The 26758-nt window shown below is 63.0% G+C and carries 25 protein-coding genes and 1 tRNA gene; 12 read left to right on the top strand and 14 right to left on the bottom strand.

What is annotated here, in order from left to right; all coding sequences use genetic code 11:
- Nucleotides 1-23: 23 nt before the first annotated feature.
- From HWE01_RS04320 to HWE01_RS04300, 5 genes are all read right to left on the bottom strand, one after another.
- Nucleotides 24-108 (bottom strand) — tRNA-Leu (locus HWE01_RS04320).
- A gap of 109 nt (nucleotides 109-217) precedes the next feature.
- Nucleotides 218-592 carry a preprotein translocase subunit SecG gene (gene secG / locus HWE01_RS04315; RefSeq protein WP_081486037.1) on the bottom strand — a complete coding sequence of 125 codons (375 nt, stop codon included), beginning with the start codon at nucleotides 590-592 and terminating at the stop codon, nucleotides 218-220.
- 88 nt (nucleotides 593-680) lie between these two features.
- Nucleotides 681-1427, bottom strand: a complete 747-nt coding sequence (gene tpiA / locus HWE01_RS04310) for a triose-phosphate isomerase (RefSeq protein WP_241821160.1) — start codon at nucleotides 1425-1427, stop codon at nucleotides 681-683.
- A gap of 110 nt (nucleotides 1428-1537) precedes the next feature.
- Nucleotides 1538-2515, bottom strand: coding sequence for an NAD(P)H-quinone oxidoreductase (locus HWE01_RS04305; protein WP_008327650.1), 978 nt, complete (start codon nucleotides 2513-2515; stop codon nucleotides 1538-1540).
- Nucleotides 2516-2542: 27 nt separating this feature from the next.
- Nucleotides 2543-3115, bottom strand: a complete 573-nt coding sequence (locus HWE01_RS04300) for a winged helix DNA-binding protein (RefSeq protein WP_081486035.1) — start codon at nucleotides 3113-3115, stop codon at nucleotides 2543-2545.
- A gap of 195 nt (nucleotides 3116-3310) precedes the next feature.
- Between HWE01_RS04300 and pxpB the strand changes: the two genes are divergently transcribed.
- The 6 genes from pxpB to HWE01_RS04270 all read left to right on the top strand — a co-directional run bounded on the left by pxpB (nucleotide 3311) and on the right by HWE01_RS04270 (nucleotide 8793).
- Nucleotides 3311-3964, top strand: a complete 654-nt coding sequence (gene pxpB / locus HWE01_RS04295; protein ID WP_241821159.1) for a 5-oxoprolinase subunit PxpB — start codon at nucleotides 3311-3313, stop codon at nucleotides 3962-3964.
- The gene (locus HWE01_RS04290) at nucleotides 3961-4995 is read left to right on the top strand and encodes a 5-oxoprolinase subunit C family protein (RefSeq protein WP_241821158.1); all 1035 of its coding nucleotides are present in this window, start codon (nucleotides 3961-3963) and stop codon (nucleotides 4993-4995) included. Before pxpB ends, HWE01_RS04290 begins: the two co-directional genes overlap by 4 nt.
- Nucleotides 4996-5004: 9 nt before the next feature.
- Nucleotides 5005-5745: a 5-oxoprolinase subunit PxpA gene (gene pxpA / locus HWE01_RS04285; RefSeq protein WP_175343238.1), complete on the top strand. Its 741-nt coding sequence runs from the start codon at nucleotides 5005-5007 to the stop codon at nucleotides 5743-5745.
- A 261-nt stretch (nucleotides 5746-6006) separates the two neighbouring features.
- Nucleotides 6007-6732, top strand: coding sequence for a DUF969 domain-containing protein (locus HWE01_RS04280; RefSeq protein WP_008327640.1), 726 nt, complete (start codon nucleotides 6007-6009; stop codon nucleotides 6730-6732).
- Entirely contained in the window at nucleotides 6729-7715 is a 987-nt protein-coding gene (locus tag HWE01_RS04275) for a DUF979 domain-containing protein (protein WP_008327638.1), read from the top strand. Before HWE01_RS04280 ends, HWE01_RS04275 begins: the two co-directional genes overlap by 4 nt.
- A gap of 73 nt (nucleotides 7716-7788) precedes the next feature.
- Nucleotides 7789-8793, top strand: coding sequence for a DUF2891 domain-containing protein (locus HWE01_RS04270; RefSeq protein WP_241821157.1), 1005 nt, complete (start codon nucleotides 7789-7791; stop codon nucleotides 8791-8793).
- Between the two features lie 77 nt (nucleotides 8794-8870).
- Here HWE01_RS04270 and HWE01_RS04265 read toward each other — a convergent pair whose 3' ends face one another.
- From HWE01_RS04265 to rpsO, 3 genes are all read right to left on the bottom strand, one after another.
- On the bottom strand, nucleotides 8871-10163 hold the full coding sequence (locus HWE01_RS04265) for an NAD(P)/FAD-dependent oxidoreductase (protein WP_241821156.1): 1293 nt from the start codon (nucleotides 10161-10163) through the stop codon (nucleotides 8871-8873).
- A gap of 301 nt (nucleotides 10164-10464) precedes the next feature.
- Nucleotides 10465-12600 carry a polyribonucleotide nucleotidyltransferase gene (gene pnp, locus HWE01_RS04260; protein ID WP_241821155.1) on the bottom strand — a complete coding sequence of 712 codons (2136 nt, stop codon included), beginning with the start codon at nucleotides 12598-12600 and terminating at the stop codon, nucleotides 10465-10467.
- A 336-nt stretch (nucleotides 12601-12936) separates the two neighbouring features.
- Nucleotides 12937-13206, bottom strand: coding sequence for a 30S ribosomal protein S15 (rpsO, locus tag HWE01_RS04255; RefSeq protein ID WP_006712917.1), 270 nt, complete (start codon nucleotides 13204-13206; stop codon nucleotides 12937-12939).
- A 209-nt stretch (nucleotides 13207-13415) separates the two neighbouring features.
- On the opposite strand from rpsO, the gene HWE01_RS04250 reads away from it, so the two are divergent.
- Complete coding sequence (locus tag HWE01_RS04250; RefSeq protein WP_008327629.1) at nucleotides 13416-13940, top strand: hypothetical protein; 525 nt, start codon at nucleotides 13416-13418, stop codon at nucleotides 13938-13940.
- Nucleotides 13941-14026: 86 nt separating this feature from the next.
- Here the strand turns inward: HWE01_RS04250 and HWE01_RS04245 are convergent, their stop codons facing one another.
- From HWE01_RS04245 to HWE01_RS04230, 4 genes are all read right to left on the bottom strand, one after another.
- Nucleotides 14027-15379 carry a GntP family permease gene (locus HWE01_RS04245; protein ID WP_008327628.1) on the bottom strand — a complete coding sequence of 451 codons (1353 nt, stop codon included), beginning with the start codon at nucleotides 15377-15379 and terminating at the stop codon, nucleotides 14027-14029.
- A 191-nt stretch (nucleotides 15380-15570) separates the two neighbouring features.
- Nucleotides 15571-15954 carry a RidA family protein gene (locus tag HWE01_RS04240; RefSeq protein ID WP_006712914.1) on the bottom strand — a complete coding sequence of 128 codons (384 nt, stop codon included), beginning with the start codon at nucleotides 15952-15954 and terminating at the stop codon, nucleotides 15571-15573.
- Nucleotides 15955-16036: 82 nt separating this feature from the next.
- On the bottom strand, nucleotides 16037-17527 hold the full coding sequence (locus HWE01_RS04235; RefSeq protein ID WP_008327627.1) for an N-acyl-D-amino-acid deacylase family protein: 1491 nt from the start codon (nucleotides 17525-17527) through the stop codon (nucleotides 16037-16039).
- Between the two features lies 1 nt (nucleotide 17528).
- Entirely contained in the window at nucleotides 17529-18413 is an 885-nt protein-coding gene (locus HWE01_RS04230) for a MurR/RpiR family transcriptional regulator (protein WP_008327623.1), read from the bottom strand.
- A gap of 157 nt (nucleotides 18414-18570) precedes the next feature.
- Between HWE01_RS04230 and HWE01_RS04225 the strand changes: the two genes are divergently transcribed.
- Entirely contained in the window at nucleotides 18571-19863 is a 1293-nt protein-coding gene (locus HWE01_RS04225; RefSeq protein ID WP_241821154.1) for an amino acid deaminase, read from the top strand.
- 21 nt (nucleotides 19864-19884) lie between these two features.
- Entirely contained in the window at nucleotides 19885-20808 is a 924-nt protein-coding gene (locus HWE01_RS04220; RefSeq protein WP_241821153.1) for a sugar kinase, read from the top strand.
- 27 nt (nucleotides 20809-20835) lie between these two features.
- On the opposite strand, the gene HWE01_RS04215 is transcribed toward HWE01_RS04220, so the two are convergent.
- Both HWE01_RS04215 and HWE01_RS04210 read right to left on the bottom strand, forming a co-directional pair.
- On the bottom strand, nucleotides 20836-22167 hold the full coding sequence (locus HWE01_RS04215; RefSeq protein ID WP_241821152.1) for a tetratricopeptide repeat protein: 1332 nt from the start codon (nucleotides 22165-22167) through the stop codon (nucleotides 20836-20838).
- A gap of 129 nt (nucleotides 22168-22296) precedes the next feature.
- Nucleotides 22297-23838: an aminotransferase-like domain-containing protein gene (locus HWE01_RS04210; protein WP_175343228.1), complete on the bottom strand. Its 1542-nt coding sequence runs from the start codon at nucleotides 23836-23838 to the stop codon at nucleotides 22297-22299.
- Between the two features lie 176 nt (nucleotides 23839-24014).
- Here HWE01_RS04210 and HWE01_RS04205 point away from each other — a divergent pair, with 176 nt between their 5' ends.
- The 3 genes from HWE01_RS04205 (at nucleotide 24015) to HWE01_RS04195 (ending at nucleotide 26732) form a co-directional block, all read left to right on the top strand.
- Nucleotides 24015-24383 (top strand): hypothetical protein, encoded by a 369-nt coding sequence (locus HWE01_RS04205; RefSeq protein WP_241821151.1) that lies wholly within the window; start codon nucleotides 24015-24017, stop codon nucleotides 24381-24383.
- Nucleotides 24384-24529: 146 nt separating this feature from the next.
- A complete protein-coding gene (locus tag HWE01_RS04200) occupies nucleotides 24530-26017 on the top strand; it encodes a sensor domain-containing diguanylate cyclase (protein WP_008327612.1) in 1488 nt (495 codons plus the stop codon).
- A complete protein-coding gene (locus HWE01_RS04195; RefSeq protein ID WP_241821150.1) occupies nucleotides 25953-26732 on the top strand; it encodes an alpha/beta fold hydrolase in 780 nt (259 codons plus the stop codon). The genes HWE01_RS04200 and HWE01_RS04195 overlap by 65 nt, the downstream gene beginning before the upstream one ends.
- The last annotated feature ends 26 nt before the right edge of the window (nucleotides 26733-26758 follow it).

Genomic DNA, 26758 nt, shown 5'->3' with positions numbered 1-26758 from the left:
GCTGGCTTTTCATTTCATTTCTATGGTGCCGACGACGAGACTCGAACTCGTACAGCTTTCGCCACTACCCCCTCAAGATAGCGTGTCTACCAATTTCACCACGTCGGCTTGAAGCTGCTATTGTACCTTCATTTGTTACTCTTGTTCAATGCACAATCAGCGAAAAAGAAAGATTCTTCCTACTTAATTCTTCGATTATTTCAGAATCAGCAAAAGCTTATTTCGGGATCTGATTCGACTGGTCACCCGGCTTGCCTGCATCAGCCGGTGCGGCGGGCGCTGCAGGCGCTGCCTGCTGGGCCGGGGCCGCCGGAACTTGCAGATTATCCATCACACTGCCGCTTTGTGCCACGTGATGATTGCCGATGAAGGTCAGACCCAGGGTCGCCACGAAGAAAATACCTGCGGCCACCGCCGTCGACTTCGACAGGAAGTTCGACGAGCCGGTCGCACCGAAGAGACTGCCCGAGGCACCAGAACCGAAAGCCGCACCCATGTCAGCGCCCTTGCCGTGCTGCAGCAAGACCAGACCGATGATCGCCAGCGCTGCCAGCACCTGAACTACAACCACAACCAAAAACAAAGTATTCATTTAAACAAGTCCACTCTTGATGTTTCAATCGCCTGCTGCATCTGCGTCAAAGTATCGCCTCCGCAACTGACAAACCCCTTACTCCACTTCAGGCCGCCTTGATGATGGCCAGGAAATCCGCCGCCTTCAATGCCGCACCACCGATCAGACCACCATCGATGTCGGCCATCGCCAGCAACTGCTCCGCATTGTCCGGCTTCATGCTGCCGCCGTACAGGATACGCACCTTGGCCGCCGCTTCCGCGCTCTTGGCGCCGAGACGCGCACGCAGCATCGCATGCACTTCCTGCGCCATTTCCGGCGTGGCCGTCTTGCCGGTACCAATCGCCCAGACCGGCTCGTAGGCCACGACGATGCGCGCAGCATCCTCGACAGCCAGCGCCGTCAGCACCGCATCGAGCTGACCACCCACGATTTCATTGGTCTGTCCGGCTTCGCGCTGTTCCAGCGTTTCCCCCACGCAGACCACCGGCACCAGGCCGGCCTTCAATGCTGCCACGGTCTTGGCCGCCACCGCCGCATCGCTCTCGCCGTGATAGGCGCGACGCTCGGAGTGACCCAGAATGACATATTGCACACCGAATTCCTGCAGCATCGCTGCCGACACCTCACCGGTAAAGGCACCAGAGGCGTGCGCGGACATGTCCTGCGCCCCCAGCGCCACGGCCGAACCAGCCACCGCGCCCTGCACCTGCGCCAGATAAGGCGCCGGCACACACACGGCGACGTCGCAGACCTCGGCCGGCAGACCTTCCTTGATACCAGCCACCAGGGCCGCATTGGCAGCCAGGCTGCCGTTCATTTTCCAGTTACCGGCTACGAGTTTGCGACGCATAGGCTGAGTTCTACGAGATGGGTGTCAATTTGGATAACCTCGCATTGTATCCGGTACGGCCGCTTGGCGCAAAGCCGGACTGTCCCGCCCGGCTCCGCGCGCCTGCCGGATCACAGTTCCAGCATGATCTTGCCGATGTGGGTGCTCGATTCCATCATGGCATGCGCCTGTGCCGCCTGTTCCAGCGGGAAACGGTGGTGAATGACCGGCTTGATCTTGCCAGCCTCGATCAGGGGCCACACGTGTTGCCGCAGGTTGGCCGCGATCGCCGCCTTGAACGCCACCGGGCGCGGGCGCAGGGTCGACCCGGTGATGGTCAGGCGACGACGCATGACCTGCCCCATGTCGAGCTCGCCCTTGCTGCCGCCCAGTTGGGCGATGAAGACCAGGCGGCCATCGTCGGCCAGGGCCTTGATCTCGCGCGGCAGGTAATTGCCGCCGACCATGTCCAGGATCACGTCCACACCCCGGCCACCAGTCAATTCCTTGACCACATCCTCGAACTGCTCGGTTTTGTAATTGATGGCCCGTTCCGCGCCCAATTCTTCACATGCGCGACACTTGTCGGCACTGCCCGCCGTGGCGAACACGCGATGACCCAGCGCACGGGCGATCTGGATGGCCGTCACGCCGATGCCCGAAGAGCCGCCCTGCACCAACAAGGATTGTTCACCTGACAGTTGTCCCCGGTCGAAGACGTTGCTCCACACCGTGAAGTAATTTTCCGGCAAGGCTGCGGCCTCCAGCGCGCTCAAGCCCTTGGGCACCGGCAGGCACTGGGCCAGCGGCGCGGCACAGAACTCCGCATAACCGCCACCCTGCACCAGCGCACAGACCAGGTCACCCAGCCTGAAGCCGCTCTCACCCAGCTCACCCGCCACGATTTCGCCTGCCACTTCCAGGCCCGGCAGGTCCGAGGCGCCCGGCGGCACCGGATAGTTGCCGGTACGCTGGAATACGTCCGGACGATTCACGCCCGCCGCATGCACCTTGATGAGTATCTCCCCCGCCTTGAGCTCAGGCACGGGCCGTTCACAGGCCTGCAGTACCTCGGGGCCGCCAAATTCCTTGATCTCGATTGCGCGCATCTGTCCTATCCTTCAGTTATCTATGTCTCAAAGCGAAGCCGCCGCCCGTGCCGCCGTGTCATACAGCCCGGACGCATTGCGCAACAATTGCGCCGCCTCGCCGATGGCCTGGTTGGGGATGCCGCTTTCGACCTGCACCTCGATCAGGCAGCGCTCGCGCACCTCACGATACTTCATGCACAGCGCCTGCCCCGCCGGGGTGGTCGAGAACAGCAGTTCCTTGCCGGCCTTCTCGCTCTTCACGTAGCCGGCCTTCACCAGCTTCTTCAAGGCATAGGTGACCACGTGGGTGTCCTCGACGTTCAATACGAAACAGATATCAGCCAGTTTTTTCTTGCGATCGCGGTGGTTGACGTGATGCAGCAAGGACACCTCGATGGCCGTCATGTCCTTGGCTCCCGCAGCCGCCATGCAGCGCACCATCCAGCGATTGAAGGCATTGCTGGCCATGATGAGGGCGTATTCCAGTTCGGACAGTTCGGCGCTGCGCTCGGAGACCAGGTGCTGCGAAGACACGATCTTGGTCGGGCGCGGCGCCTCGGCGGCGGCCTGCACATCGGGCGGAAGGGAGACAGAGGTCTCGTTGTTCTCTTGGCTCATGGGAAGCGTAGGGGTCAGGACGACAGAATGGCAACACTATAGCGCAAAGATTAAATAAATAATTTATCGACATATTGTTTATATTTTCTTTGAAATGTAATATCCGCAAAAAAGCAGGGCATCACCAGACGCACCTTGACCCCGACAGCGGCATCGGCGGGTTCTCAACAAAATCACCGGCGAGGCGAGAGACACATGCAGCCACCCCAGCTCCACCCCTTGGGCGACCGCGCACTGCTCTGCAGTTTGCCGTCCCCTGCCACCCTGCCCCAGCAGCAACGCATCTGGGCCCTGGCCGCACTGGCCAGTGAATGGGAAGAAGTCAGCGAAGTCGTGCCAGGCATGAACAACCTGACGCTAATCACCCGGCGACCCGTCGCCGACCTGGACACGCTGAGCGAGCGCATCCTGAAGACCTGGCCCCGGCTCGCCAGCGCAGGCAGCGAAGGCCGCACGGTCGAGATCCCCGTGGTCTACGGCGGCAACGTCGGCCCTGACCTGGACAACGTGGCCCGTCACACCGGCCTGTCGACCGGGGAGGTCATCGAGCGCCACAGCAATGCCGAGTACGTGGTGTATTTCCTGGGCTTCCTGCCCGGCTTCGCCTACATGGGCGGGCTCGACACCAGCCTGGCCACGCCGCGCCACACGACGCCGCGCGTGAGCATTCCGGCCGGATCGGTGGGCATCGGCGGCGAGCAGACCGGCATCTACCCGATGGCCTCGCCGGGCGGCTGGCAACTCATCGGCCGCACCGCCCTGCAGCTTTTCGATCCTTCCCAGCAACCGCCGACGCTGCTGCGTCCCGGCGACCGAGTACGCTTTACCGTGGAGCGCGTGGCCTCATGATCGACATCATCCAACCCGGCATGCTGGCTTCGGTGCAGGACATGGGCCGTTATGGCCATCGCAGCCTGGGCATCCATCCCGGTGGCGCGCTCAATACGCTGGCATTGGCCAGCGCCAACCTGCTGGTCGGCAATCCGGTCGATGCGGCCGGACTGGAAATCACCATGGGCGTGGCCGAGCTGCGCTTCACCCGCGATACCCGCATCGCCCTCGGTGGCGACGACATCGGTGCCACCCTCGATGGCAAACCCATCGCCGCCTGCTGGAGCATTCCGGTGCGTGCCGGCAGCGTGCTCAAGTTCAGCCTGGCGGCAGCCGATTCACCCGAGCAGGCGCCACGTCACAGCATGCGCACCTACCTGGCCGTAGCCGGTGGCATCGATGTGCCGCTGGTCCTGGGTTCGCGCAGCACCGACCTCAAGGCCGGCTTCGGCGGCCATCAGGGACGTGCCTTGAAGCGCGGCGACAAGCTCCCCATCGGCGACGCCAGCGCTGCCTCTGTCGCGGTCCATGGTCCCGCCTTCGGCGTACGTTCCCCGCGCTGGAGTGGCCTGGCCCTGCGTGCCGATGAACACAGCCAGCACGTCACGCTGCGCGTGCTGCCCGGCCCCGAATTCGAACAGTTCAGCAAGAGTTCGCGGGAAGCGCTGTGGTCCGACACCTGGCGCGTCACCCCCAACAGCAACCGCATGGGTTATCGCCTCGAAGGTCCCGAACTCAAACGCAAGCAAGGTCGCGACATGCTCTCCCACGGCGTGGTGCCGGGCGTGATCCAGGTGCCACCCTCGGGCCAACCCATCATCCTGATGGGGGATGCCCAGACTACCGGCGGCTACCCCAAGATCGGCGTGATCATCGGTGCCGACCTCTGGAAGCTGGCGCAAGCCCCGTTGAACGCCACGCTGCGGCTGGAGCCCTGCGAGATGGCCGACGCCCTGGCCGCCGCCGAAGAACAGCAACGCTATCTCGATTCCATCCGCGCCACGGTCGCCGCACTGGACTGGTCGCGCGCCACGCTCTACAAGAAATAAGGGAACGCCATGTATATCGATCTCAATGCCGACCTCGGCGAAGGCTGCGACACCGACGAACAACTGCTGACCCTGGTCAGCTCCGCCAACATCGCCTGCGGCTGGCATGCGGGCGATGCCAGCACCATGCGCCGCAGCGTGCGCTGGGCGATCCAGAATCACGTGGCCATCGGCGCCCACCCCAGCTTCCCCGACCGCGAGAACTTCGGGCGCAGCGCCATGCAGTTGCCGCCCGAGGAAATCTTCAGCGGCATGCTCTATCAACTCGGCGCACTGGACGCCATCGTGCGCGCCGAGGGCGCTCGCATGACCCACGTCAAGCCGCACGGCGCGCTCTACAACCAGGCCGCCAAGGATGCCGTGCTGGCCAATGCCATCTGCGCCGCCATCCGCACCTTCAATCCCGAACTGAGCCTGTATGGCCTGGCCGGCAGCGAACTGATCGCCGCCGCCCGCCATGCCGATCTCAATGCGGTCGAAGAAGTGTTTGCCGATCGCGCCTATGAAGCCGATGGCAGCCTGGTCGCACGCAGCAAGCCCGGCGCCATGATTACCAACGATGCCGACGCCATCGCCCAGACCCTGATGCTGGTCAAGCAGAAGAAGGTCAAGGCCATCGACGGCAGTCTGGTCGAAGTCAATGCACAGACCGTGTGCCTGCACGGAGATGGCGCGCACGCCCTGGATTTTGCGCGCCAGATTCGGGCACGCCTGCACGCCGAGCAGATTGCCGTGCGCGCGGCGGTGTGAAAGTTTTTTCCCGGCGTGGTCGCAAGACGCCGGAAAGAAGGCACCTGCTGCTGATACAGGGGTGTCGCAAGCTGTAGTTTCGTTCCAAAAACAACAAGAAAGGTCGCCAATCCGAGGCCCGCGAGGTCGCAGGAAAAGTCACGCCCCTACGCTTTGCAGATTGACGCAAAGTCAGTCTGGGCGCGGCTTTCCACGACAAAGGTGGCACGGACCTTGCACATTGGCGGCAGGATTTTTCCTCATTCACATAGGGAGTTTTTCATGGAGAGTACGACACTGCTGCCACTGATCGGGATACCGATCGTCGTGGCCGGTTTTGCCTTGCGTTTCAACCCGCTGCTGGTGGTCACGGTAGCCGGTCTCACCACCGGCCTGTCGGTCGGAATGGACTTCGGCATGCTGCTGGAAACCTTTGGCGAGAAGTTCGTCAACAGCCGTTCGCTGGCGACCTTCCTCTTGATCCTGCCGATCATCGGCCTCTTGGAACATTACGGTCTGAAGGAACGCGCCCAGGCGTGGATCTCCAGCATCGCCAGCGCCACTTCGGCACGCATTCTGATGCTCTATTTCATCCTGCGTGAAGGCACCGCCGCACTGGGTCTGATCTACCTGGGCGGCCAGGCGCAGACCGTGCGTCCGCTGCTGGCACCGATGGCCGAAGGTGCCGCCGTGAGCGCCTACGGCGAAGACCTGCCGCAACACATCCGCGACAAGATCAAGGCCCACGCGGCGGCCTGTGACAACGTCGCCGTGTTCTTCGGCGAGGACATCTTCATCGCCTTCGGCGCGGTGCTGCTGATGGATGCCTTCCTGAAGGAAAACGGCATCACCAACATCGAGCCGCTGCACATCGGCTTGTGGGCCATCCCCACTGCCCTGTCGGCGCTGGTGATCCACATGTTCCGCCTGACCCGCCTCGATGCTTCCATCCGCCGCGATGTCGAGGCGTGGAAGGCCACTCAATCCGCTGCCAAGGTGTCCGCATGAACACGCTCATCTCGATCAACCGCATCTACTATCTCATCGGCATCATCGTCATGATGCTGACCGTCATGACCCTGCGCGACAAGGGCAATCCCAAGCGCTTCACCACGGCGCTGTTCTGGTTCCTCTTCGGCGCGGTATTCCTGTTCGGTGACCTGCTGGTGGAACACCTTGGCAAGTCCATGGCCCACCGCATCATCGGCGGCACCGTCATCATCATCTCGCTCATTGCCGGCACCGGCATGCTCTCCATGGGCAGCTATGCCACTTCCTCGCATGAAGAGCGCGTGGCCTCGTCCAGGAAGCTGGGCAACTGGCTGTTCTTCCCGGCGGTGCTGATCCCCGTGATCACGGTGGCCTGTACCGTGCTGCTCAAGGGTGTCTCGGTCGGTGGCCTGATGCTGCTGGACCAGAAGCAACTGACCTTGGCCGCACTCTGCGTGGCCTGCATCTGCGCGCTCATCGCCGGTTGCGTGCTCACGCGTGGCACCCCGCTGCAGGCAGTACGCCAGTCGCGCCGCCTGGTGGATTCGATTGGCTGGGCCGCGATCCTGCCGCTGATGCTGGCCATGCTGGGTGGTGTCTTCGTCGCCGCCAAGACCGGGACGTCGGTACAGCACGTGGTCAGCCTGTTCGTCAATCCCGACAACCGCTTCCTGGTGGTGGTGATCTACTGCGTCGGCATGGCACTGTTCACCATGGTGATGGGCAATGCCTTCGCCGCCTTCCCGGTGATGAGCGCGGGCATCGCCCTGCCCTTCCTGATCGTGGGGCATCATGCCGACCCGGCGCCGCTGGTGGCCATCGGCATGTACTCGGGCTATTGCGGTACGCTCATGACGCCGATGGCGGCCAACTACAACATCGTGCCGGCGGCGCTACTGGAACTGAAGAACAAGTACCAGGTCATCAAGGTCCAGATTCCGACCGCACTGACGCTGCTGACGGTCAACGTGTTCCTGATGTACTTCCTCGCCTTCCGCTGATCTGACCGGAACGCCAGACCCGGCCGGATGCGCAGTACCGGCCGGGTCGTCCACTTTGCCTCAAGGAGTCCCCATGCAGCTCACACAGGAACGGGCGGAAGAATTTGCCCGCATGCCGCTGGCCTATCTGCGCCAGGAATATCCGAATCACATCATGCACGTGCTCCACGGCGCCCAGGACGTACTCTCACCGCGTGCCCTGCACCCGGTGTTCTACGGCTGCTATGACTGGCACTCTGCGGTGCACGGCTTCTGGCTGCTGCTGCGCTGTGCGCGACGCTATCCCGCACTGCCCGCCCGCAGCGACATCGAAACCATCTTCGATGAGCACTTCACGACCGAACTGATGCAGCGCGAGACCGATTATTTCCGCGTCGATGGCCGCGCCTCCTTCGAGCGTCCTTATGGCTTTGGCTGGATCCTCGCACTGGACCAGGAGCTGGCGCAATCGGCCCTGGCGCGCGCTGCCACCTGGCGCGCCGCGATGCAGCCGCTGACGCTGGAGATCCGCCGTCGCCTGCTGGAATACCTGTCCAAGCTGAGCTATCCGATCCGCGTAGGCACCCACTACAACACCGCCTTCGCCCTGGCGCTGGCGCTGGACCAGGCGCGCCACGTCAAGGATGAGGCACTGGAGCAGGCGATCCTGGCCAGCGCACAACGCTACTACGGCAAGGACACCGACTACCCGGCCCACTACGAACCCGGTGGTGACGAGTACATTTCCGGCGCACTGACCGAAGCACTGCTGATGAGCAAGGTGCTGCCGGCGCAGGACTTTGCGACCTGGTTCGACCTTTACCTGCCGCGCGTGGCCGCTACCGAACAGATCATGCAGCCGGCGCATGTGTCGGACCCGACCGATCCCAAGATCGCCCACCTGGACGGCCTGAACCTTTCCCGCGCCTGGTGCATGAAGAACGTCCTGCGCCACCTGCCCGCCAATCACGCTGCGCGCAGCGCCATCGAGGCCGCCGTCGCGCGCCACATCGCCGCCTCCATCGATCAGGTGGTCGGCAGCCACTACAGTGGTGGTCACTGGCTGGCCAGCTTCGCCATGCTGGCATTGGAAGACTGAGCCACCCGCAGCACTGAAGTAAAAAACCTCGCTCCCGGAAACGGAAGCGAGGTTCTTTGCTGCAAGAGCGACGAAATCTACTCAGCGACTTCCTTGCGCAAGACAGGCTGCTCGGCCTGCTCGGGCATGGTGGCCGAGATCACCCGCGCACTGCGCTTGAAGGTGAAATACGCCCAGGCCCAGTCCGCCATCACCATGAGACGGTTGCGGAAACCGATCAGGAAATACACGTGCACGAACAGCCAGAACAGCCAGGCCGGATAGCCCGAGAACTTGAGCTTGCCGACCATGGCAATGGCCGCACGTCGACCGATGGTGGCCAGCGATCCGTAATCCTTGTAGACAAAAATCTCCGCCGTCTGTCCCGCAATGTGATGCTTGATGTTGCGCGCCGCAACGCGGCCCATCTGCTTGGCCGCCGGTGACACGCCCGGCACCGGCTTGCCTTCCGACTGTGCCGCCGCCAGATCGCCGATCACGAACACTTCCTCGTGACCAGCAATACAGAGCTGCGGCGTGACCGGTACACGACCAGTACGGTCCACCTGTACACCCAGCTTCTTGCCCAGCGGAGAAGCCGCTACACCTGCCGACCAGATGACGGTACGCGTGGCCAGGCTTTGCTCGCCATCGAAATTGGCATAGCGCACGCAGGTCTCGTCGATGTGCACCACGCGGCAACCGGTGCGCACATCCACGCCTAGCCTGTGCAACTGCTCGCGGGCTTTCTCGGAGAGGTCGGCAGGATAGGCGCCCAGCACACGTTCGGAACCTTCCACCAGCACCACCCGTGCCGAATGCGGATCGATATTGCGGAATTCGCCCGACAAGGTGTGGCGTGCAATCTCCACCAGCGTACCGGCCATCTCCACGCCGGTGGCGCCACCCCCGATGACGGTGAAGGTCAGCCATTCCTGGCGGCGCCGTGCATCGGTCTCACGCTCGGCATGCTCGAAGGCCATCAGGATGCGCTTGCGGATCTCGAAGGCATCTTCCAGCGTCTTCAGTCCTGGTGCCAGCGCGCTCCAGTCATCGTGGCCGAAGTAACTGTGGGTGGAACCGGTGGCCACGATCAGGTAGTCATAGCCGAGCACGCTGCCGTCTTCCAGGGTGACGGACCTGGCGGCGGTATCGATTCCGGTGACGGCCGCCATCAGGGTGGTGAGATTGGTCTGCTGCGCCAGGATGGCGCGGATCGGTGCGCTAATCGCCGGGGCCGACAGCCCGGCCGTGGCGACCTGATACAGCAAGGGCTGGAACAGGTGATGGTTGCTGCGGTCGATCATGGTGATGCGTACATCGGCCTGGGCCAGCTCACGCGCGGCGGCCAGACCACCGAAGCCGCAACCGATGATGATGACATGGGGCATTGCCTTCCTTTCAAAAGTAATGTGTTGTTCTATCCGCGCAAGCCAGTCACCTTGATGTGATACGGCTGCACAGCTGTCCCCTACTCTCTATTCGGATCTGCCTGCATGGCAGTGCCACGCCTCCCCCTGATGAGCGCGGCACACCGGAACCTTGATGTCCCTCAAAGCAGACGGACAGAATCGCATACTTTTGGTTCGAAATCACTTGGGCAGATTGTCCGCATCCTCTTGTGCACACAAAAAAAATCCCCCGGCCTTGCGGCACGGGGGATTTTCTTGTTGCCTGGTCAGGCAGAAGGGATTACTGCGCTTCTTGCGGAGCGGCGGCGTCGCCTTCTTCAGCCTGGGCAGCCTTCATCGACAGCTTCAGGCGGCCGCGGTCATCGGTTTCCAGAACCTTGACGCGCACTTGCTGGCCTTCCTTGAGGTAGTCGGCCACGGCGTTGACGCGTTCGTTGGCGATCTGGCTGATGTGCAGCAGGCCATCCTTGCCCGGCAGGACCTGGACGATGGCGCCGAAGTCCAGCAGCTTCAGGACGGTGCCTTCGTAGATCTTGCCCACTTCCACGGAAGCGGTCAGCTCTTCAATGCGGCGCTTGGCTTCCTGACCAGCCGACGCATCCACGGAGGCGATGGTGACCACGCCTTCGTCGCTGATGTCGATCTGGGTGCCGGTTTCTTCGGTCAGCGCGCGGATGACGGCGCCGCCCTTGCCGATCACGTCACGGATCTTTTCCGGATTGATCTTGATGGTGATCAGGCGCGGTGCGAAGTCGGACAGTTCGGCACGACCGGCCGGCACGGCTTCCTGCATCTTGCCCAGGATGTGGTGACGACCTTCCTTGGCCTGCTCCAGCGCGACCTGCATGATTTCCTTGGTGATGCCCTGGATCTTGATGTCCATCTGCAGGGCGGTAATGCCGTTGGCAGTACCGGCCACCTTGAAGTCCATGTCGCCCAGGTGATCTTCATCGCCCAGGATGTCGGTCAGCACGGCAAACTTGTTGCCTTCCTTGATCAGGCCCATGGCGATGCCGGCCACGTGGGCCTTCATCGGCACGCCGGCGTCCATCAGTGCCAGGCAGCCACCGCACACCGATGCCATCGAGGAGGAACCGTTGGACTCGGTGATTTCCGAGACCAGGCGCACCGAGTAGCTGAACTCGTCAGCAGCCGGCAGCGCGGCGATCAGCGCGCGCTTGGCCAGGCGGCCGTGGCCGATTTCACGACGCTTCGGGGTGCCCACGCGACCGGTTTCGCCGGTGGCGAACGGAGGCATGTTGTAGTGGAGCATGAAGCGGTCGGAGTATTCACCCAGCAGACCATCGATCTTCTGTTCGTCACGTGCGGTACCCAGGGTCGCGATGACCAGGGCTTGCGTTTCGCCACGGGTGAACAGGGCCGAACCGTGGGTACGCGGCAGCACGCCGGTACGGATCGAGATCGGGCGCACGGTGCGGGTGTCGCGACCATCGATGCGGGGTTCGCCTTCCAGGATCTGCGAACGCACGATCTTGGCTTCCAGGTCGAAGAGGATGGAACCGACTTCGGCAGCGTCCGCAGCCACGCCGTTGTTGGCAGCAGCTTCGGCGACCAGGGCTTCGTTGACCTGGGCCGAGACGGCCTTGAGCTTTTCGGTACGGGCCTGCTTGTCCTTGGTCTGGTAGGCTTCGCGCAGCGGGCCTTCGGCCAGTTGCGCCACGCGGGCGATCAGGGCTTCGTTCTTGGCCGGGGCGGACCATTGCACTTCCGGCTTGCCGCCTTCACGCACCAGGGCGTGGATGGCTTCGATGACGGCCTTGGACTGGTCGTGACCAAACACGACGGCGCCCAGCATCACTTCTTCGGACAGTTGATCGGCTTCGGATTCCACCATCAGCACGGCGGTTTCGGTACCGGCCACCACCAGGTCCAGTTGCGAGGACTTCAGTTGCGAAGTGGTCGGGTTCAGGACGTACTGGCCGTCGATGTAACCCACGCGGGCTGCGCCCACGGGGCCATTGAAGGGGATGCCGGCCAGCGACAGGGCTGCCGAGGCACCGATCATGGCGGGGATGTCCGGATCGATTTCAGGGTTCACCGACAGCACGTGGATGATCACCTGCACTTCGTTGAGGTAGCCTTCCGGGAACAGCGGGCGGATCGGACGATCGATCAGGCGCGAGGTCAGGGTTTCCTTTTCGGAAGGCTTGCCTTCACGCTTGAAGAAACCGCCGGGGATACGGCCGGCTGCATAGGTCTTCTCGATGTAGTCGACCGTCAGGGGGAAGAAATCCTGGCCGGGCTTGGCTTCCTTGCGGGCCACCACGGTGGCCAGGATGACGGTGTCTTCCACCGACACCACCACGGCGCCAGAAGCCTGGCGAGCGATTTCGCCGGTTTCCAGGGTCACTTGATGCTGACCGTACTGGAAGGTCTTGCTTACTTTATTGAACACGGTATTTCCTTTCTTTTATGGAGCCGGCCCCGACTGTGTCCGCGGTGCACGGCTTCCTTTTGCCGACAGATTTTCAGGCGCTGTCGTTCACCTCACCACAGTGGCCGGCGAAACCGGTCACTCACGACGAACGCGGCATTGATCCAACAAACAGCCTGCCGCGATGAAACGATGATGTACTCCTGCCCCGAGGGAGGGCGCTTTACGATGGCGCTGGCCCCGGCTTACGCCTGAGCTTGCCGAATCGCAAAAAACAAAATGCCCGCGTCAACGAGTGACGCAGGCATTTCGTGGTGGTCCGGGGCGCAAACCCCGAGACCCAGACGCGGAGTCAAATTACTTGCGCAGACCGAGTTTCTCGATCAGGGCGCGGTAACGGTCAGCGTCCTTGTTCTTCAGGTAGGACAGCAGGCTCTTGCGACGGTTGACCATCTTGATCAGGCCACGACGGGAGTGGTGATCCTTGACGTGGGCCTTGAAGTGGCCGTTCAGGTCGTTGATGCGTGCGGTCAGCAGCGCGACTTGCACTTCCGGAGAACCGGTGTCGTTCGTGCCGCGGGCGTTTTCGGAGATAATGGCAGCCTTGGCTGCTTTTTCGATGGACATTGCTTTTACCTTTCACAAGCGGTGTGCGGAGCGTTGGAAAATATCCTGCCCTGCATACCGTGAACAAAAAATGAGAATCCGGCCAAACCGACCGGACGCGAAATTATATAGCAAAAAGCCATTCCTACCAACATTGGCAGACACCGGCGTCGCACTGGCGCAGCAGTCGGCCTTGCCGTGCAGGAATGACAACCTGACCAGGAGTTTCCATGCAGCACCCCGCTTCCCTCTTCCTGCGCATCCGCCCGCGCCTGGCCGCCGTCCTGCTGGCCACAGCCAGCCTGGCCGGCTGCGCCTCGCTGCTGCAACCGCCAGTACAACCGGGTGAACCGGAAGACCAGGTAGTCGCCCGTCTGGGGCCGCCCAGCAATGTGTATCCGGATGGCAACGTGCGCGTCTTCGAATACGCGGCCGGCGCCTTCGGCCAGTACCAGTACATGGCGCGCATCGGTCCCGACCATCGGCTCATTTCCTATGCGCAAGTGTGGACCATCGAGAATTTCCGCGCGATCCGTCCAAAGCAGGACACCAAGCTTGACGTACTGCGCCGGGTTGGTCGCCCCACCGAGGTGACGCGCTATGCCCGCATCCCCTTCGAGGCCTGGAACTATGGCTACAAGGAAAGCGGTGTCTGGAATTCGCAGATGACGGTCTACTTCAACGACCAGGGCACCGTGGAAAAGGTGGAGAACGGCCCCGACCCGCGCTTTGACGACTCACGCTTGCGCTTCTGATCGCAGAACATCTATCCCACACAAACGAAAGAAGGCTGCCCGGTTCACGCCGGGCAGCCTTCTTTCTGCGGCCTTGCCCGATGGGCTTACACCACCGTCGCCAGTGCCAGCGTGAACAGCAGCGCCAGCACCGAGACCAGGGTTTCCATCACGGTCCAGGTCTTGAAGGTCTGCGGCACGGTCATGTTGAAGTATTCCTTGACCAGCCAGAAGCCGCCGTCATTGACGTGCGACAGGATCAGCGAACCGGCGCCGGTGGCCAGCACCATCAGTTCCGGACGCACACCGCCAACGGTGGAGACGATGGGCGCGACGATGCCGCAGGCTGTGGTCATGGCCACCGTCGCCGAGCCGGTGGCCACACGAATGAGCGCAGCCACGAACCAGCCCAGCAGCAGCGGTGACAGATGGGCATCGGTGGCCACGCCGACAATGGCCTTGGAAACGCCGCCATCCATCAGGATGCGCCCAAAGCCTGCCCCCGCACCGACCACCAGCGTGATGCTGGCAATGGGCGCCAGGCACTCGTTGGTGAATTTCAGGATCTGGTCGGCACCAAAGCCACGGGCACGACCAAAGGTCCAGAAGCTCACCAGGGTGGCGATCAACAGCGCGATGACGGAGTTGCCGATCAGGCGCAGGAAATCATTGGCGAAGCTCTTGGGGGCAAAGAACAGGTCGGCCCAGCTGCCGATCAACATCAACGCCACCGGCAACAGGATGGTGAAGAGCGTGATGCCGAAGCCCGGCAGTTCACGGTCCTTCTTGCTCTGGTCGACGAATTGCGCGCTCAGCGGATTGTCCGGATTGGGAATGACCACCTTGGAAATGAGCTTGCCGAAGATGGGACCGGCAATGATGGCCGTGGGAATACCGACGATCAGCGCATACAGAATGGTGCGACCGATATCGGCGCTATAGGCGGTCACCGCCAGCAATGCGGCCGGGTGCGGCGGGATCAGGCCGTGCACCACCGACAGACCGGCCACCATGGGAATGCCCACCAGCACCATGTTGGTCCCGGTACGCTTGGCGACGTTGAAGGCGATCGGCACCAACAGCACGAAACCAACCTCGAAGAACACCGGCAGACCGACGATGAAAGCCACCGTCATCATGGCCCAGTGCACGTTCTTTTCACCGAAGGCCTTGATCATGGTATTGGCAATGCGCTCGGCACCACCCGATTCGGCCATCATCTTGCCCAGCATCGTGCCCAGACCCACCACCAGCGCAATATGCCCCAGGGCACCGCCCACGCCGGTCTCGAAGGCCTTGACGATGCCGCCCATGGGCATCCCCACGGCCAGACCCAGCACCAGCGACACCACGATCAGAACGATGAACGGATTCATCTTGAATCTGGCGATCAGCACGATCAGTGCGATCACCGCCACCAGCGCATAGACCAGTAGCGCACTTCCTTGTACAGCCTCCATCTGTTGCTCCTCTTCAGAAGGTAAAAGACACCGCCGACGTCGTCACACCCCTGCCGGCATACTTGAACAAAAAATCTGCAAATCTTTTAAATTTTTTATAGCGTTTATTCTTTTTGTTCTTTTTTCTTTTTATTCTTTTCGTGTTGGTTCAAGCGCGAAGCGAAGTCGTGCCCTGCCCCGTGCTGACCACATCAGCGCTTGAAGGCCACGCAATCGACCTCGACCTTGCAATCGACCACCATGCTGGAGACCACGCAGGCGCGCGCAGGCGGGTTGGCGCCGAAGTATTCCTTGAAGACCTTGTTGAAGGACTGGAAATCGCGCGCATCATCCAGCCACACGCCACAGCGCACCACATGCTCCGGGCCATAACCGGCTTCCTTGAGGATCGCCAGCACGTTCTGGATGGCCTTGTGTGACTGCGCCACGATGCCGCCGTCGATCACTTCACCGTTTTCCATGGCCACCTGGCCGGACACGTACAACCAGCCGTCGGCGGCCACTGCGCGCGCGAACGGCAGATGCTGACCACCGGTGCCGCTGCCACCTTCCACACCGAATCGTTGAATGCTCATTGCTGCTCCTTTGTTGAACTCGAATTTGAAAAGTCGATTTGAAACCTGAAGTTGACAATCCAGCCCTGAGGTTTTCTGCCACTCAGGCTGGCGTTTTCTGCACCGTGCGCGCCAGGAAGCGTCCCGCACGGGCGCGGGTGGCCTGCTTGTCCTGCCCGCGATAGGCCAGCTGTCCATTGACCCACACCGCATCGATGCCATGGGCCGGCTGCATGGGATCGGTGAAGCTGGCGGCATCGCGGATGGTCTCGGGATCGAACAGCACCAGGTCGGCGTGATAGCCCTCACGCACCAGGCCGCGCTGCTCCAGACCAAAACGTTGCGCCGACAGGCCGGTCATCTTGTGTACGGCGGTGGCCAGCGAAAACAGTTTCTGTTCGCGGCTGTAGTAGCCCAGCACACGCGGGAAGGCGCCCCACAGGCGCGGATGCGGCAAGGGATCGTTGGGTAGCCCGTCCGAGCCGACCACGGTGGCCGGATGGGAGAGGATGCGATTGACGTCGTCGTCCGACATGCAGTGATAGACGGCGCCGGCCGGCATCAGGCGCGCGGCGGCGGCATGCAGGTCCACGCCCCAGTCGGCGGCGATCTGCTGCAACATCTTGCCGCCCTGCTCCGGATGCGGTTCCGACCAGGTCACCTGGATGTCGTAGTCGGCGGTGACCTGCTTGAGGTCCAGGGTGGACGAGCTGGCGGTATAGGGATAGCAGTCGCAGCCCACGTGCTGATGACGCGAGGCGGCTTCCAGCGCCTGCAACACTTCACTGCTGCGTCCCCAGTTCTCCACGCCGGCGCACTTGAGGTGCGAGATCACCACCGGCACACGCGCATGCTTGCCGATGCGAAAGGCTTCCTCCATCGCATTGAGGATGTCGGCGAATTCGCTGCGCAAATGGGTGGCGTAGAGGCCGCCGAATTCGGCCAGCGGCTCGGCCAGGGCCAGCACTTCTTCGGTGGGCGCGTTGATGGCGTTGCCATAGGCCAGGCCGGTGGAAAGACCCAGCGCGCCGTGTTCCAGCGCCTCGCGCAATTGCGCGCGCATGCCGGCGATTTCCGCGTCGGTGGCGGCGCGGTCCAGACGATCCATGTGATTGTTGCGCAGGGCCGTGTGCCCCACCAGCGCCGCCACGTTGATGGCGGGCTGCGCGGCGTTGACGGCCTCTGCGTAGCTGGCAAAGCTGGGATAGTGAAAAGCCTCCGACTTGCCCAGCAGGTTCATCGGATCCGGCGGGTCCCCCTTGAGCGTGACCGGGGCGGCACTGATGCCGCAGTTGCCGACCACCACCGTGGTCACGCCCTGCGACAGCTTGGGATACATCTCCGGAGTGCGGATGACGTTGGTATCGTCGTGCGTATGTACGTCGATGAAGCCCGGCGCCAGTACACGGGCGGTGCCGTCGATCTCCTGCCGGGCCTGCCAGCCATCAAGCCGGCCTACGGCGACGATGCGTCCGTGGCGCACGGCCACGTCGGCCGCGACCGGCTCGGCGCCACTGCCGTCGATGACCAGGGCATGGCGGATCAGGGTGTCGCAGTGCCTGTCGCTAGCGGCAGCATGCGGGATGGATGTCATGTCAGTCTCCCAGTGGCTGGTGCAGGTCGCCGCCGCCGCGATGGGCATCGAGCACGTACTTGAGGCGGCGCAGGCGTTCCTGGCTGCTTTCCTTGTGCAGCAAGGCCAGCTCCAGCACCAGCATGTCCAGCGTCGCCATCATGGCGTAGCGCGACGAGGATGGTTTGAAAATCAGGTCGGTTTCCAGCGTCTTGATGGGCAGCAGCACATCGGCCATCTTGGCCAGCGGCGAACCCAGCGCGGTAATGGCGATGAGCTTGACGCCGTATTCGCGCGCCACCTCGCAACTGGCCAGCAGCTCCGGTACGCTGCCGGTGGTCGAGAAGACCAGCAGCACGTCCTCCTTGTCGAGGGTCGCCGCCACCATCTTCTGCAACACCGCATCGTGATAGGTGGCCACCGGACGGCCCAGGCGCACCAGGCGATAGCGCGCCTCATCGGACATCATGGTGGAGCCGCCGCCCATGCCGAAGCAGTAGATCATGCGCGCACCCAGCAGCAGGTACGCGGCTTGCATCAGCATCTCCGGATTGAGCATGGCGCGGTTGAGCTCCAGCACGGCATGGATGTCGCGATACACCACGTCAGCCAGTTCGGGCGGCTGGTCCGAGGGCACCGTCCTGGCGCCATCGAAGAAACGCTGTCCCACGGCCACCGCCTGCGCCAGCAGGAACTTGAACTCGCGCACGTCGCGGCACCCCATGGCCTTGGCAAAGCGCGTTACGCTGGCCACCGACACACCGGCCTTCTCGGCCAGTTCGCCGATGCTGGCACTGGCAGCGGCGGCGAGATCGCCGAGGATCGCTTCAGCCACCTTCTGTTCGGCCAGGCGCAAGGTGCTGCTGCGCTCGGTGATGCGGGAAATGATGTCCAATGTCTGTGCCATGGGAAGAAAAATTCAGTCTGCGGGAATGGGCGGGCGATCAAACCAGCGACCCCGGAAGGCGCCGCGGAAACAATTTATGTTATTTACTAACACGGCGTAAACATAGTAAATTCAAGGATATTATTACGTCAATCCTAATTTCACAGGAATTAAAGCGATGAGTGATACAAACTACCAGAACCAGTTTCAGGCCGGCATGATCGATCCGCTCAACAAGGGGCTGGGCGCACTGACCCAACCGCTGACGCCGCAACAGGGCGGCAACGTGCGCTGGAACCTGCTCAATGAAGACATCAGCCTGCCGGCCGCGGTGTTGTATGAGGAAAAGATCGCCCACAACCTGAAGTGGATGCAGGATTTCGTCGGCCAGTACCAGGTCAGACTGGCCCCGCACGGCAAGACCACCATGGCACCCAAGCTGTTTGCGCGCCAGCTCGACACCGGTGCCTGGGGCATCACCCTGGCCACCGCGCACCAGACCCTGGCGGCCTATCACCACGGCGTGCGCCGCGTGATCATGGCCAACCAGCTGGTGGGCAAGCGCAACATGGCCATCATCTCCGAATTGCTGGCCGATCCCTCCTTCGAATTCTTCTGCCTGGTCGATTCGGCTGCACTGGCCGATCAACTGGGCCGCTTCTTCGCCGAGCGCAAGCAAACCCTCAACGTACTGCTGGAACTGGGGCCCGCGGGCGGTCGCACCGGCGTGCGCGATGAAGCGCAACAGCAGGCGGTACTTGCAGCCATTGCGCGCTGGGACAGCATTGCCCTGGCTGGCGTGGAAGTGTATGAGGGCGTGCTCAAGGAAGAAGTCGACATCCGCCGCTTCCTGCAACGCGCGGTAGCCTGCCTGCAGGACCTGTCCACGCAAGGCCACCTGGCGCGCCGCCTGGCGCAGGGTCCGGCGATACTGACCGGGGCCGGCTCGGCCTGGTACGACGTGGTGGCCGAAGAATTCGGCCAGGCCGACATCGGTGCGGCGCTGGAAGTGGTGCTGCGCCCGGGCTGCTATCTCACCCATGACGTGGGCATCTACCGTGCCGCGCAATCGCAGATCCAGGTGCGCAATCCGGTGGCGCACAGCATGCGCAGCCAGTTGCAACCTGCGCTGCAACTGTGGGCCTACGTGCAATCGATTCCCGAGCGCGACAAGGCCATCATCGCCCTGGGCAAGCGCGACGCCGCTTTCGACGCCGGCCTGCCGGCCCCGGTCACGCGCTTCCGCCCGGGCCAGGATACGCAACCGCAAGCCACCCCGTCCCACTGGGAAGTGACCGGCATGATGGACCAGCACGCCTATCTGAAGATTACCGAGGGAGACGACATCCAGGTCGGCGACATGATCGCCTTCGACATCTCGCACCCCTGCCTGACCTTCGACAAGTGGCGTCACCTGGTGGTGGTGGACCAACACTTCGATGTCATCGACATCGTGCAGACCTTCTTCTGATCGCCACGGAGAAGACCTGCAATGAGCAAACCCATCCTCGCCTACGGCGAAGCCATGGTGGAATTCAACCAGCGCATCGAGACCCCGCGCCAGTACCTGCAGGGCTTTGGCGGCGACACCTCCAACTTCGCCATCGCCGCCGCCCGCCAGGGCGCGGTATCTGGCTATGTCAGCGCGGTGGGCGACGACCATTTCGGCCAGGACCTGCTGGACCTGTGGCGGCGCGAGAACGTCGATGTGCAGCACGTGAGCATGGAGGCCGGCGCCAGTACCGGCCTGTATTTCGTCACGCACGACGCGCAGGGCCATCACTTCCACTATCGTCGCGCCGGTTCGGCCGCCAGCCGCTATCGCGCAGCCGATCTGCCCTTGCAGGCCATCGCCGGCGCCGGTGCGCTGCACCTGTCAGGCATCAGCCTGGCCATCAGCGAGAGTGCCTGCGAGGCCGGGCTGGCAGCGATGGTCCAGGCGCGCGCAGCCGGCGTGACCACTTCGCTGGATACCAACCTGCGGCTGCGCCTGTGGCCGCTACCACGCGCCCGCGAGAAGATGGCCGCCGCCTTGCGTCTCTGTGATGTCTGCCTGCCTAGCTGGGAAGATGTCTCGATGCTGACGGGTCTGAATGATCGCGACGCCATCGTCGATCAGTTGCTGGCCTACGGGGTGAAGCTGGTGGCCTTCAAGTTGGGGCAGGAAGGCTGCTACGTCGCCACGTCGGAGCAGCGCCGCATGGTGGCCCCCTATCCGGTCCAGGCACTGGATGCCACCGGTGCAGGTGACTGCTTTGGCGGGGCCTTCATGGCCGAGCTGATGGCCGGGCGCGATCCCTTCCAGGCGGCACGCTATGCCAATGTCGCAGCCGCCCTCTCCACCACCGGTTACGGTGCGGTGCAGCCCATCCCCTATCGTGACCAGGTAGAAGCGGCGCTCAAGGCAGCGGCCTGATCGAAGCCCTGCGCAGTGGCCGCCGGCTCACCGCCGGCGCGCCACGAACAGCATGCCCGCCACCGGCTGACGCACTTCCTCGCGCAAGACCTCGTCGCTCTGGTGCAGTACCTCCATGCCCGCGGCCTGCAACAGGGACTGCACATAAGCGCGACCGTGGCGATAGCGTCCGCTGGCATGCAGGCAATAGCCTTCCTTGACCGCATCCTGCGGGGTCAGCACCTCCACCGTGAAGATGAAATGGCCGCCCGGCTTCAAAGCCGTGGCGACAGCCGTGAAGACGTTCTGCAGATCGCCGAAATAGATCATCGTATCGGCTGCCGTGACCAGGTCGCAGGATTGCGGATGCCGTTGCAGGTAATCGCTGATCTCGGCTTTTTCCAGTTGATCGTAGTAGCCGGTGGCGGCAGCCTTCTGCAGCATCTTGCCGGCCAGGTCGACACCGGTCAGATGATGCGAACAGGGCCGCAGATGAACACCGCACAACCCGGTGCCGCAGCCGATGTCGACGGTGGCGCACTGGCCGGCCGCTGGTGCTGCCAGCGCTACGCCCTGAGCAATCAGGCCGGGGCCGCGATAGCCCAGACTGTCCAGCAGATTGGCCTCGAAGGTCTCGGCATAACGGTCGAAGTGCGATTCGATGTAGCGATCCGAGGCGCGCATCGGCACATCATGCTGCGAGCAGGCCGCCAGCATGTGGGCGGCAATCGGATTGTCGGGTTCGCTGTCACGCCAGGCACGATAGGCTTGTGCAGCCTCTTCCAGGCGACCCAGGAAGTAGAAGGAAATCCCGACCATCTCCCAGGACTTGCCCTCCATCGGCGGCAGCACATAAGCGCGGCACTGGTAGTGCGAGGCCTGCATCTTGTCCCCTGCCGCCTCGAAGAGATTGCCCAGGTGCAGCAGCGCCGGCAGAAATTCCGGCGCAATCTCGACGGCGCGCCGGAAGGCGGCGATGGCCTCGTCGCGGCGCCCCTGCTGCAGGTGCGCGGCCCCCAGGTTGTTCCAGATCATGTGATCCGCAGGCGTGATCTCCAGCGCGGCGCCATAGGCCTGGGCCGCACCGTCCAGTTCGCCCAGCGCAAAGAGCACATTGCCCAGGTCGTTGTGCCAGGCGGCATTGTCGGGTTCGAGGGCGCTGGAGAGCTCCAGCTTGTCCAGCGCCTCGGCATGACGCCCGGCCTGGTGCAGCCAGATGCCGTAGAAGTGCAGCGCTACCGGTTCGATGGGATCGTCTTCCAGCACCGCTTCGTAGACGGCGCGCGCCTCCTCCAGGCGCCCGGCCATGTGGGCGTCGATGGCCGCATTCAGGCGGGCCGCGTGCGATTGCTGGATGTGCGTGGTCTGCTGCTCAGGCATGGCCTGCTCCCCCCTCGTAAAGCGCGTGAGGCGCGGGACGGACTGTCCGCGCTCTTTACATGTCTTTACAAGTCTGCAGCAGACTGCCCTTTCGGGCAATGCCTGATTCTCCTGAATTCCTGCTTGCCGCTAGGGAAAGGCCAGGCTGTGGCCGATGCTGCCCAAGCGGCGCAAGGCCTGGTCCAGTTCACGGGTGAAGGGATGGCCACAGCAGATGCGCAAAAAGTGACCGTAACGGTTGGAATTGGAAAAGATGGCCCCCGGCGAGACCCCCACGCCTTCCACCAGCGCCCGCTCGAACAGCTGCTGCGAGCAGACCTGCACCGGCAGTTCCACCCACAGCCCCACGCCGCCATTGGGCACATTCAGGCGCGTGCCTTCCGGGAAATAGGCCGCAATCGACTCGGCCATGCGCTCGCGCTGCTCCTTCAACAACTGCCGCAGGCGGCGCAGATGGCGGTCATAGGCCGGGCTGGCGATGAAATCGGCGGCGGTGACCTGGGTCCACTCCTCGTTGGCGCGGGTATGGGTGAACTTGAGCATCTTGACCCGCTCATGCCAGCGTCCGCCATTCATCCATCCCAGCCGCATGCCCGGGGCCAGCACCTTGTTCAACGATGCACAATAGATCACATTGCCGCTGCGGTCACGACTCTTGAGGCTGGAAGGCGCCACGTTGCCATCGGCCAGCTCGGTGTAGGCGTCGTCCTCGATGAGGGGCAGGCGCAATTCTTCACATAGCCTGACCAGCCGGTCCTTGTGCTCCTCGGGCATGATGCAGCCCAGCGGATTTTGCAGGTTGGGTACCACCACCACCCCCTTGATGTTGCCGTAGCTGCGCACTGCCAGCTCCAGCGCCTCCACCGAGATGCCGGTGTGCGGACTGGTCGGGATTTCCAGCGCCTTCATGCCCAGGTTTTCCAGCGCCTGCAGCAGGCCGAAATAAGTGGGCGACTCCACCGCAATGGTGTCTCCCGGTCCGGCCACGGCACGCAGGGCCAGGTTGAGCGCCTCGATACAACCGTGGGTGACGACCACTTCTTCATGATCGATGCGCATGCCGTGATGCAATGCGCGCCGCGCCACCGCCTGGCGGAAGGTGGCGTTGCCGTTGTGCGGCATGGCGCTGGTGAGCAGTTCGGGCCGCTCGCGCAGGGCGCGCATGGCGGCCTGCTTCAAGGTCTCCACCGCATACAGCTCGGGGGCACAGGTCATGCCGGAGAGGTCGATGCGGGGTGCGCCGCTCTGGCGCAGGGCGATGTACTTGGAGACCTTTTCATGGATGCCGACATACTGCTCGGGATCGATGGCCATCAGGCTCTTGGGCTCCTGCACCGGTCGGATCGCCGAGCGGCGCGGCTGGCGCACAAAATAGCCGGAACGCGGACGTGCTTCCAGCCAGCCGCCCTCTTCCATATGCCGCAGCGTCTGCAGGGCCGTCGACAGGCTCACCTGGTGCTGGCGCATGAGATCGCGCACCGACGGCATACGGTCACCCGCCACCAGCGTGCCGGTCTGGATGGCGCCCTGGTAATGCCCGGCCAGACGCCGGTACAGCGGCTGACGGCCGGGGCCGGAGTCGGAATCGGGAGCGGCGGCAAGCGCCGAGGCGGGAGTGCCCGGCGGCGGTGCCGCAGGCTGCAGGTCGGGGAGGAGCAGGCTGGTATCCATAACAGTCATCATCGTCCTGAGGTCGGAACCGAAACAGATACAGAGTAGGCGAAAAGCAGGGATAACAGAGCAAAAACAATCAGCCTGTTACGCAGCAGAGTGAATTTTCCTGTGCCTGTTGCGCCTGCATCGTCCTCCCTAGACTGCAGGCTGACCCATTCGACAAGGAGAACACCATGACTGCCCCGCTTCCTGCCCGCACCACCGTCCAGGTCCTGCCACTGGCGATGGGCCAGCATCTGCAACTGTGGCTTCCTGCGGGCAGCCAGCTGCTCTGCCAGGCCCCGCAGGTATGCGTGACCGAATCGGCGCAGTGGCAAGGCGAACGCCTGGTCAGCCGCCACACCCGGCTGGCCGATGGCGAGCAGATGGTGCTGGCGCATGAGGGCTGGATCGGCATCCTGGCCCCGCAAGGCGGCGAGCTGTTGTGCCTGCGGCCGCTGCGACAGCCCTGGTCTGACCGCCTGCCGGGCTGGGTGCGTGGCATGCGGCGCTGGGCGGCCAGCCGCCGCGTACGGGATGCCGGATGTGCAAAGCCGATGTGATCGAAGTTAACTTTTAGTTAATAAATACGCATCTGGATCAGGATTTCAGCGATAAAGTTGCGCAAAACGGAAAAACCGGGGTGGGAAGTAATGCAGAAGTTTCCGTAAAACCATTACACTTCATCATCAGCAAAAGATGAAGTGTCATGCAGAACGAATCCTCCCCCGCTCGCCCCGTTCCGACTCTTTCCGAACAGGAGACTTTCGACCTGACCCCCGTTTCCTTGTGGAAAGAGGATTACAGCGGCTTGAAGCGGCTGTTCGACCAATGGCGCGCCGACGGCGTGACCGACCTGCGCAGCTACCTGAGCCAGGATCCCCGCCGGGCGCAGGCCTGCGCCATGCAGATCCGCGTGGTCGCGGTCAACCGTCGCACCCTGGAATGGTATGAAGCGCGCGACCTGGCGCATCTGGTGGCGAACCTGGACAAGGTGTTCCGGGATGACATGATCGACACCTTCATCGACGAGATGGTGCAGTTATGGGAAGGCCGCAGCACCTTTTCCAGTTATACCGTGAATTACACCCTGGGCGGCAAGCGTCTGGACATCCAGCTCTCCGGCCGCATCATGCCCGGCAGTGAAGAGAGTTGGGATTACGTCCTGCTGGCCATCGAGAACGTGACCGAACGCGAAACCGCGCGCAAGAAACTCTCGCGCAGCGAAAACTATGCGCGCGGCTTGTTTGAATATTCACCCATCTCGCTGTGGGTGGAAGATTTCAGCGCAGTCAAGCGCCTCTTCGACGACCTGCATCGCATCGGCATCACCGATTTCCGCACTTTCACGGATGTGCATCCGGAATTCGTGGAACGCTGCATGCAGGAGATCCGCGTCATCGACGTGAACCTGCAGACGCTGTCCATGTTCGGCGCGCCGGACAAGGCGACCTTGCTCTCGCGCCTGTCCGACGTGTTCCGCGACGACATGCGACCGCATTTCAACGAACAGTTGATCGAGCTGTGGAACGGCAACCTGCTGCACCACCGCGAAGTGGTCAACTACTCTCTCACCGGCGAGACCCTGCACGTGCACCTGCAATTCTCGGTCTTCCCCGGTCACGAGAACAACTGGGACCTGGTGCTGGTGGCCCTGACCGACATCACCGCCCGCAAGAAGGCCGAAGCCTATCTCGAATTTCTCGGCAAGCACGATGAACTGACCAAGCTGCACAATCGCGCCTACATGGTCGATGAACTGAACCGCCTAGAGCGCAAGGGACCGTTCCCGGTCAGCGTGATCGTGGCCGATCTCAATGGCTTGAAGCAAGTCAACGATGAGCTGGGCCATGCCACCGGCGACGCCCTGCTGCGGCGCGTGGGCGAAGTGCTGGGCAAGGCGGTGGAACGTCCCGGCAGCGTGGCGCGCACCGGCGGTGACGAATTCGCCATCCTGCTGCCGGCCACCGACGAGCGTGGCTGCCAGTTGCTGATGGAACAGATCGAGAAACTGGTCGAAGTGAACAATCAGTACTACTCGGGCATGCCGCTGAGCCTGTCCATGGGCGCCGCCACCGGCGCTCCAGGCGAGCGCCTGGAGCAGGTGGTGCAGCGGGCGGACAGCCTGATGTATGAAGCAAAACACCATTATTACGCCAGCACGCCCGGCGTCGAACGGCGCCACCCGGACGACTGACATCGTGCCGGCGCCTGCACCCTGTGCGCGTGAAGAACTGACCCTGGCGGTCGGTGCGGAAACGCTGGCAGCCGATATCCTGGGCAGCACGGTGGGCCAGTCGGTTCACACCTTGGTACTGCATGGTGCCGGACAAGGCGATCGCCAGCGTCAGTGGCCCTTGCGCCAGTCCCTGGCCGCACGCGGTTGCGCCAGTGCGGCCATCGACTTTTCCGGCCATGGGCAGAGCAGCGCCCTGCTACCCAATTCCCTGACCAAACGCCTGGACGAAGCGCAGGCCGCCCTGGATCGCTTGACGGTCGCTCCCCGTACCGTCGTGGGCGTGAGCATGAGCGGCGAGATCGCCCTGCGCCTGGCCTGCCGGCCGGACAACCAGATCACCCATGTGGTCACCCTGGTGGGTGCGCTCTACGATGGTGCAGCCTTCGCCCTGCCCTTCGGACCAGCCTTCAGCGCCGCCTTGCGACGGCCACACAGCTGGCGCGACGCCGATCTGCTGCCGATGATGCACGCCTATCGCGGACGACTGACCCTGATTCGCGCCGCCGAGGATGCCGTCATTCCGGCGGAGATCGCCGAACTGATCAGCCAGCACGCCACCTCGGCCAGCCACTGCCGCATCATCGACCTGCCGGGTGTGGATCACCGCATCAGCGAACGCAGCGCCCAGGACCCCGCACTGTGTAGTCATCTGGCCACACTCATCGCCGCTTGAACGCACTGAAAGAAAAAGGGAACGGA

Source organism: Herbaspirillum sp. C7C8 (assembly GCF_022627875.1).
GTDB lineage: Bacteria > Pseudomonadota > Gammaproteobacteria > Burkholderiales > Burkholderiaceae_D > Herbaspirillum.
The sequence above is the reverse complement of the archived record's forward strand: the minus strand, read 5'-3'. Positions and strand labels throughout refer to the sequence as shown.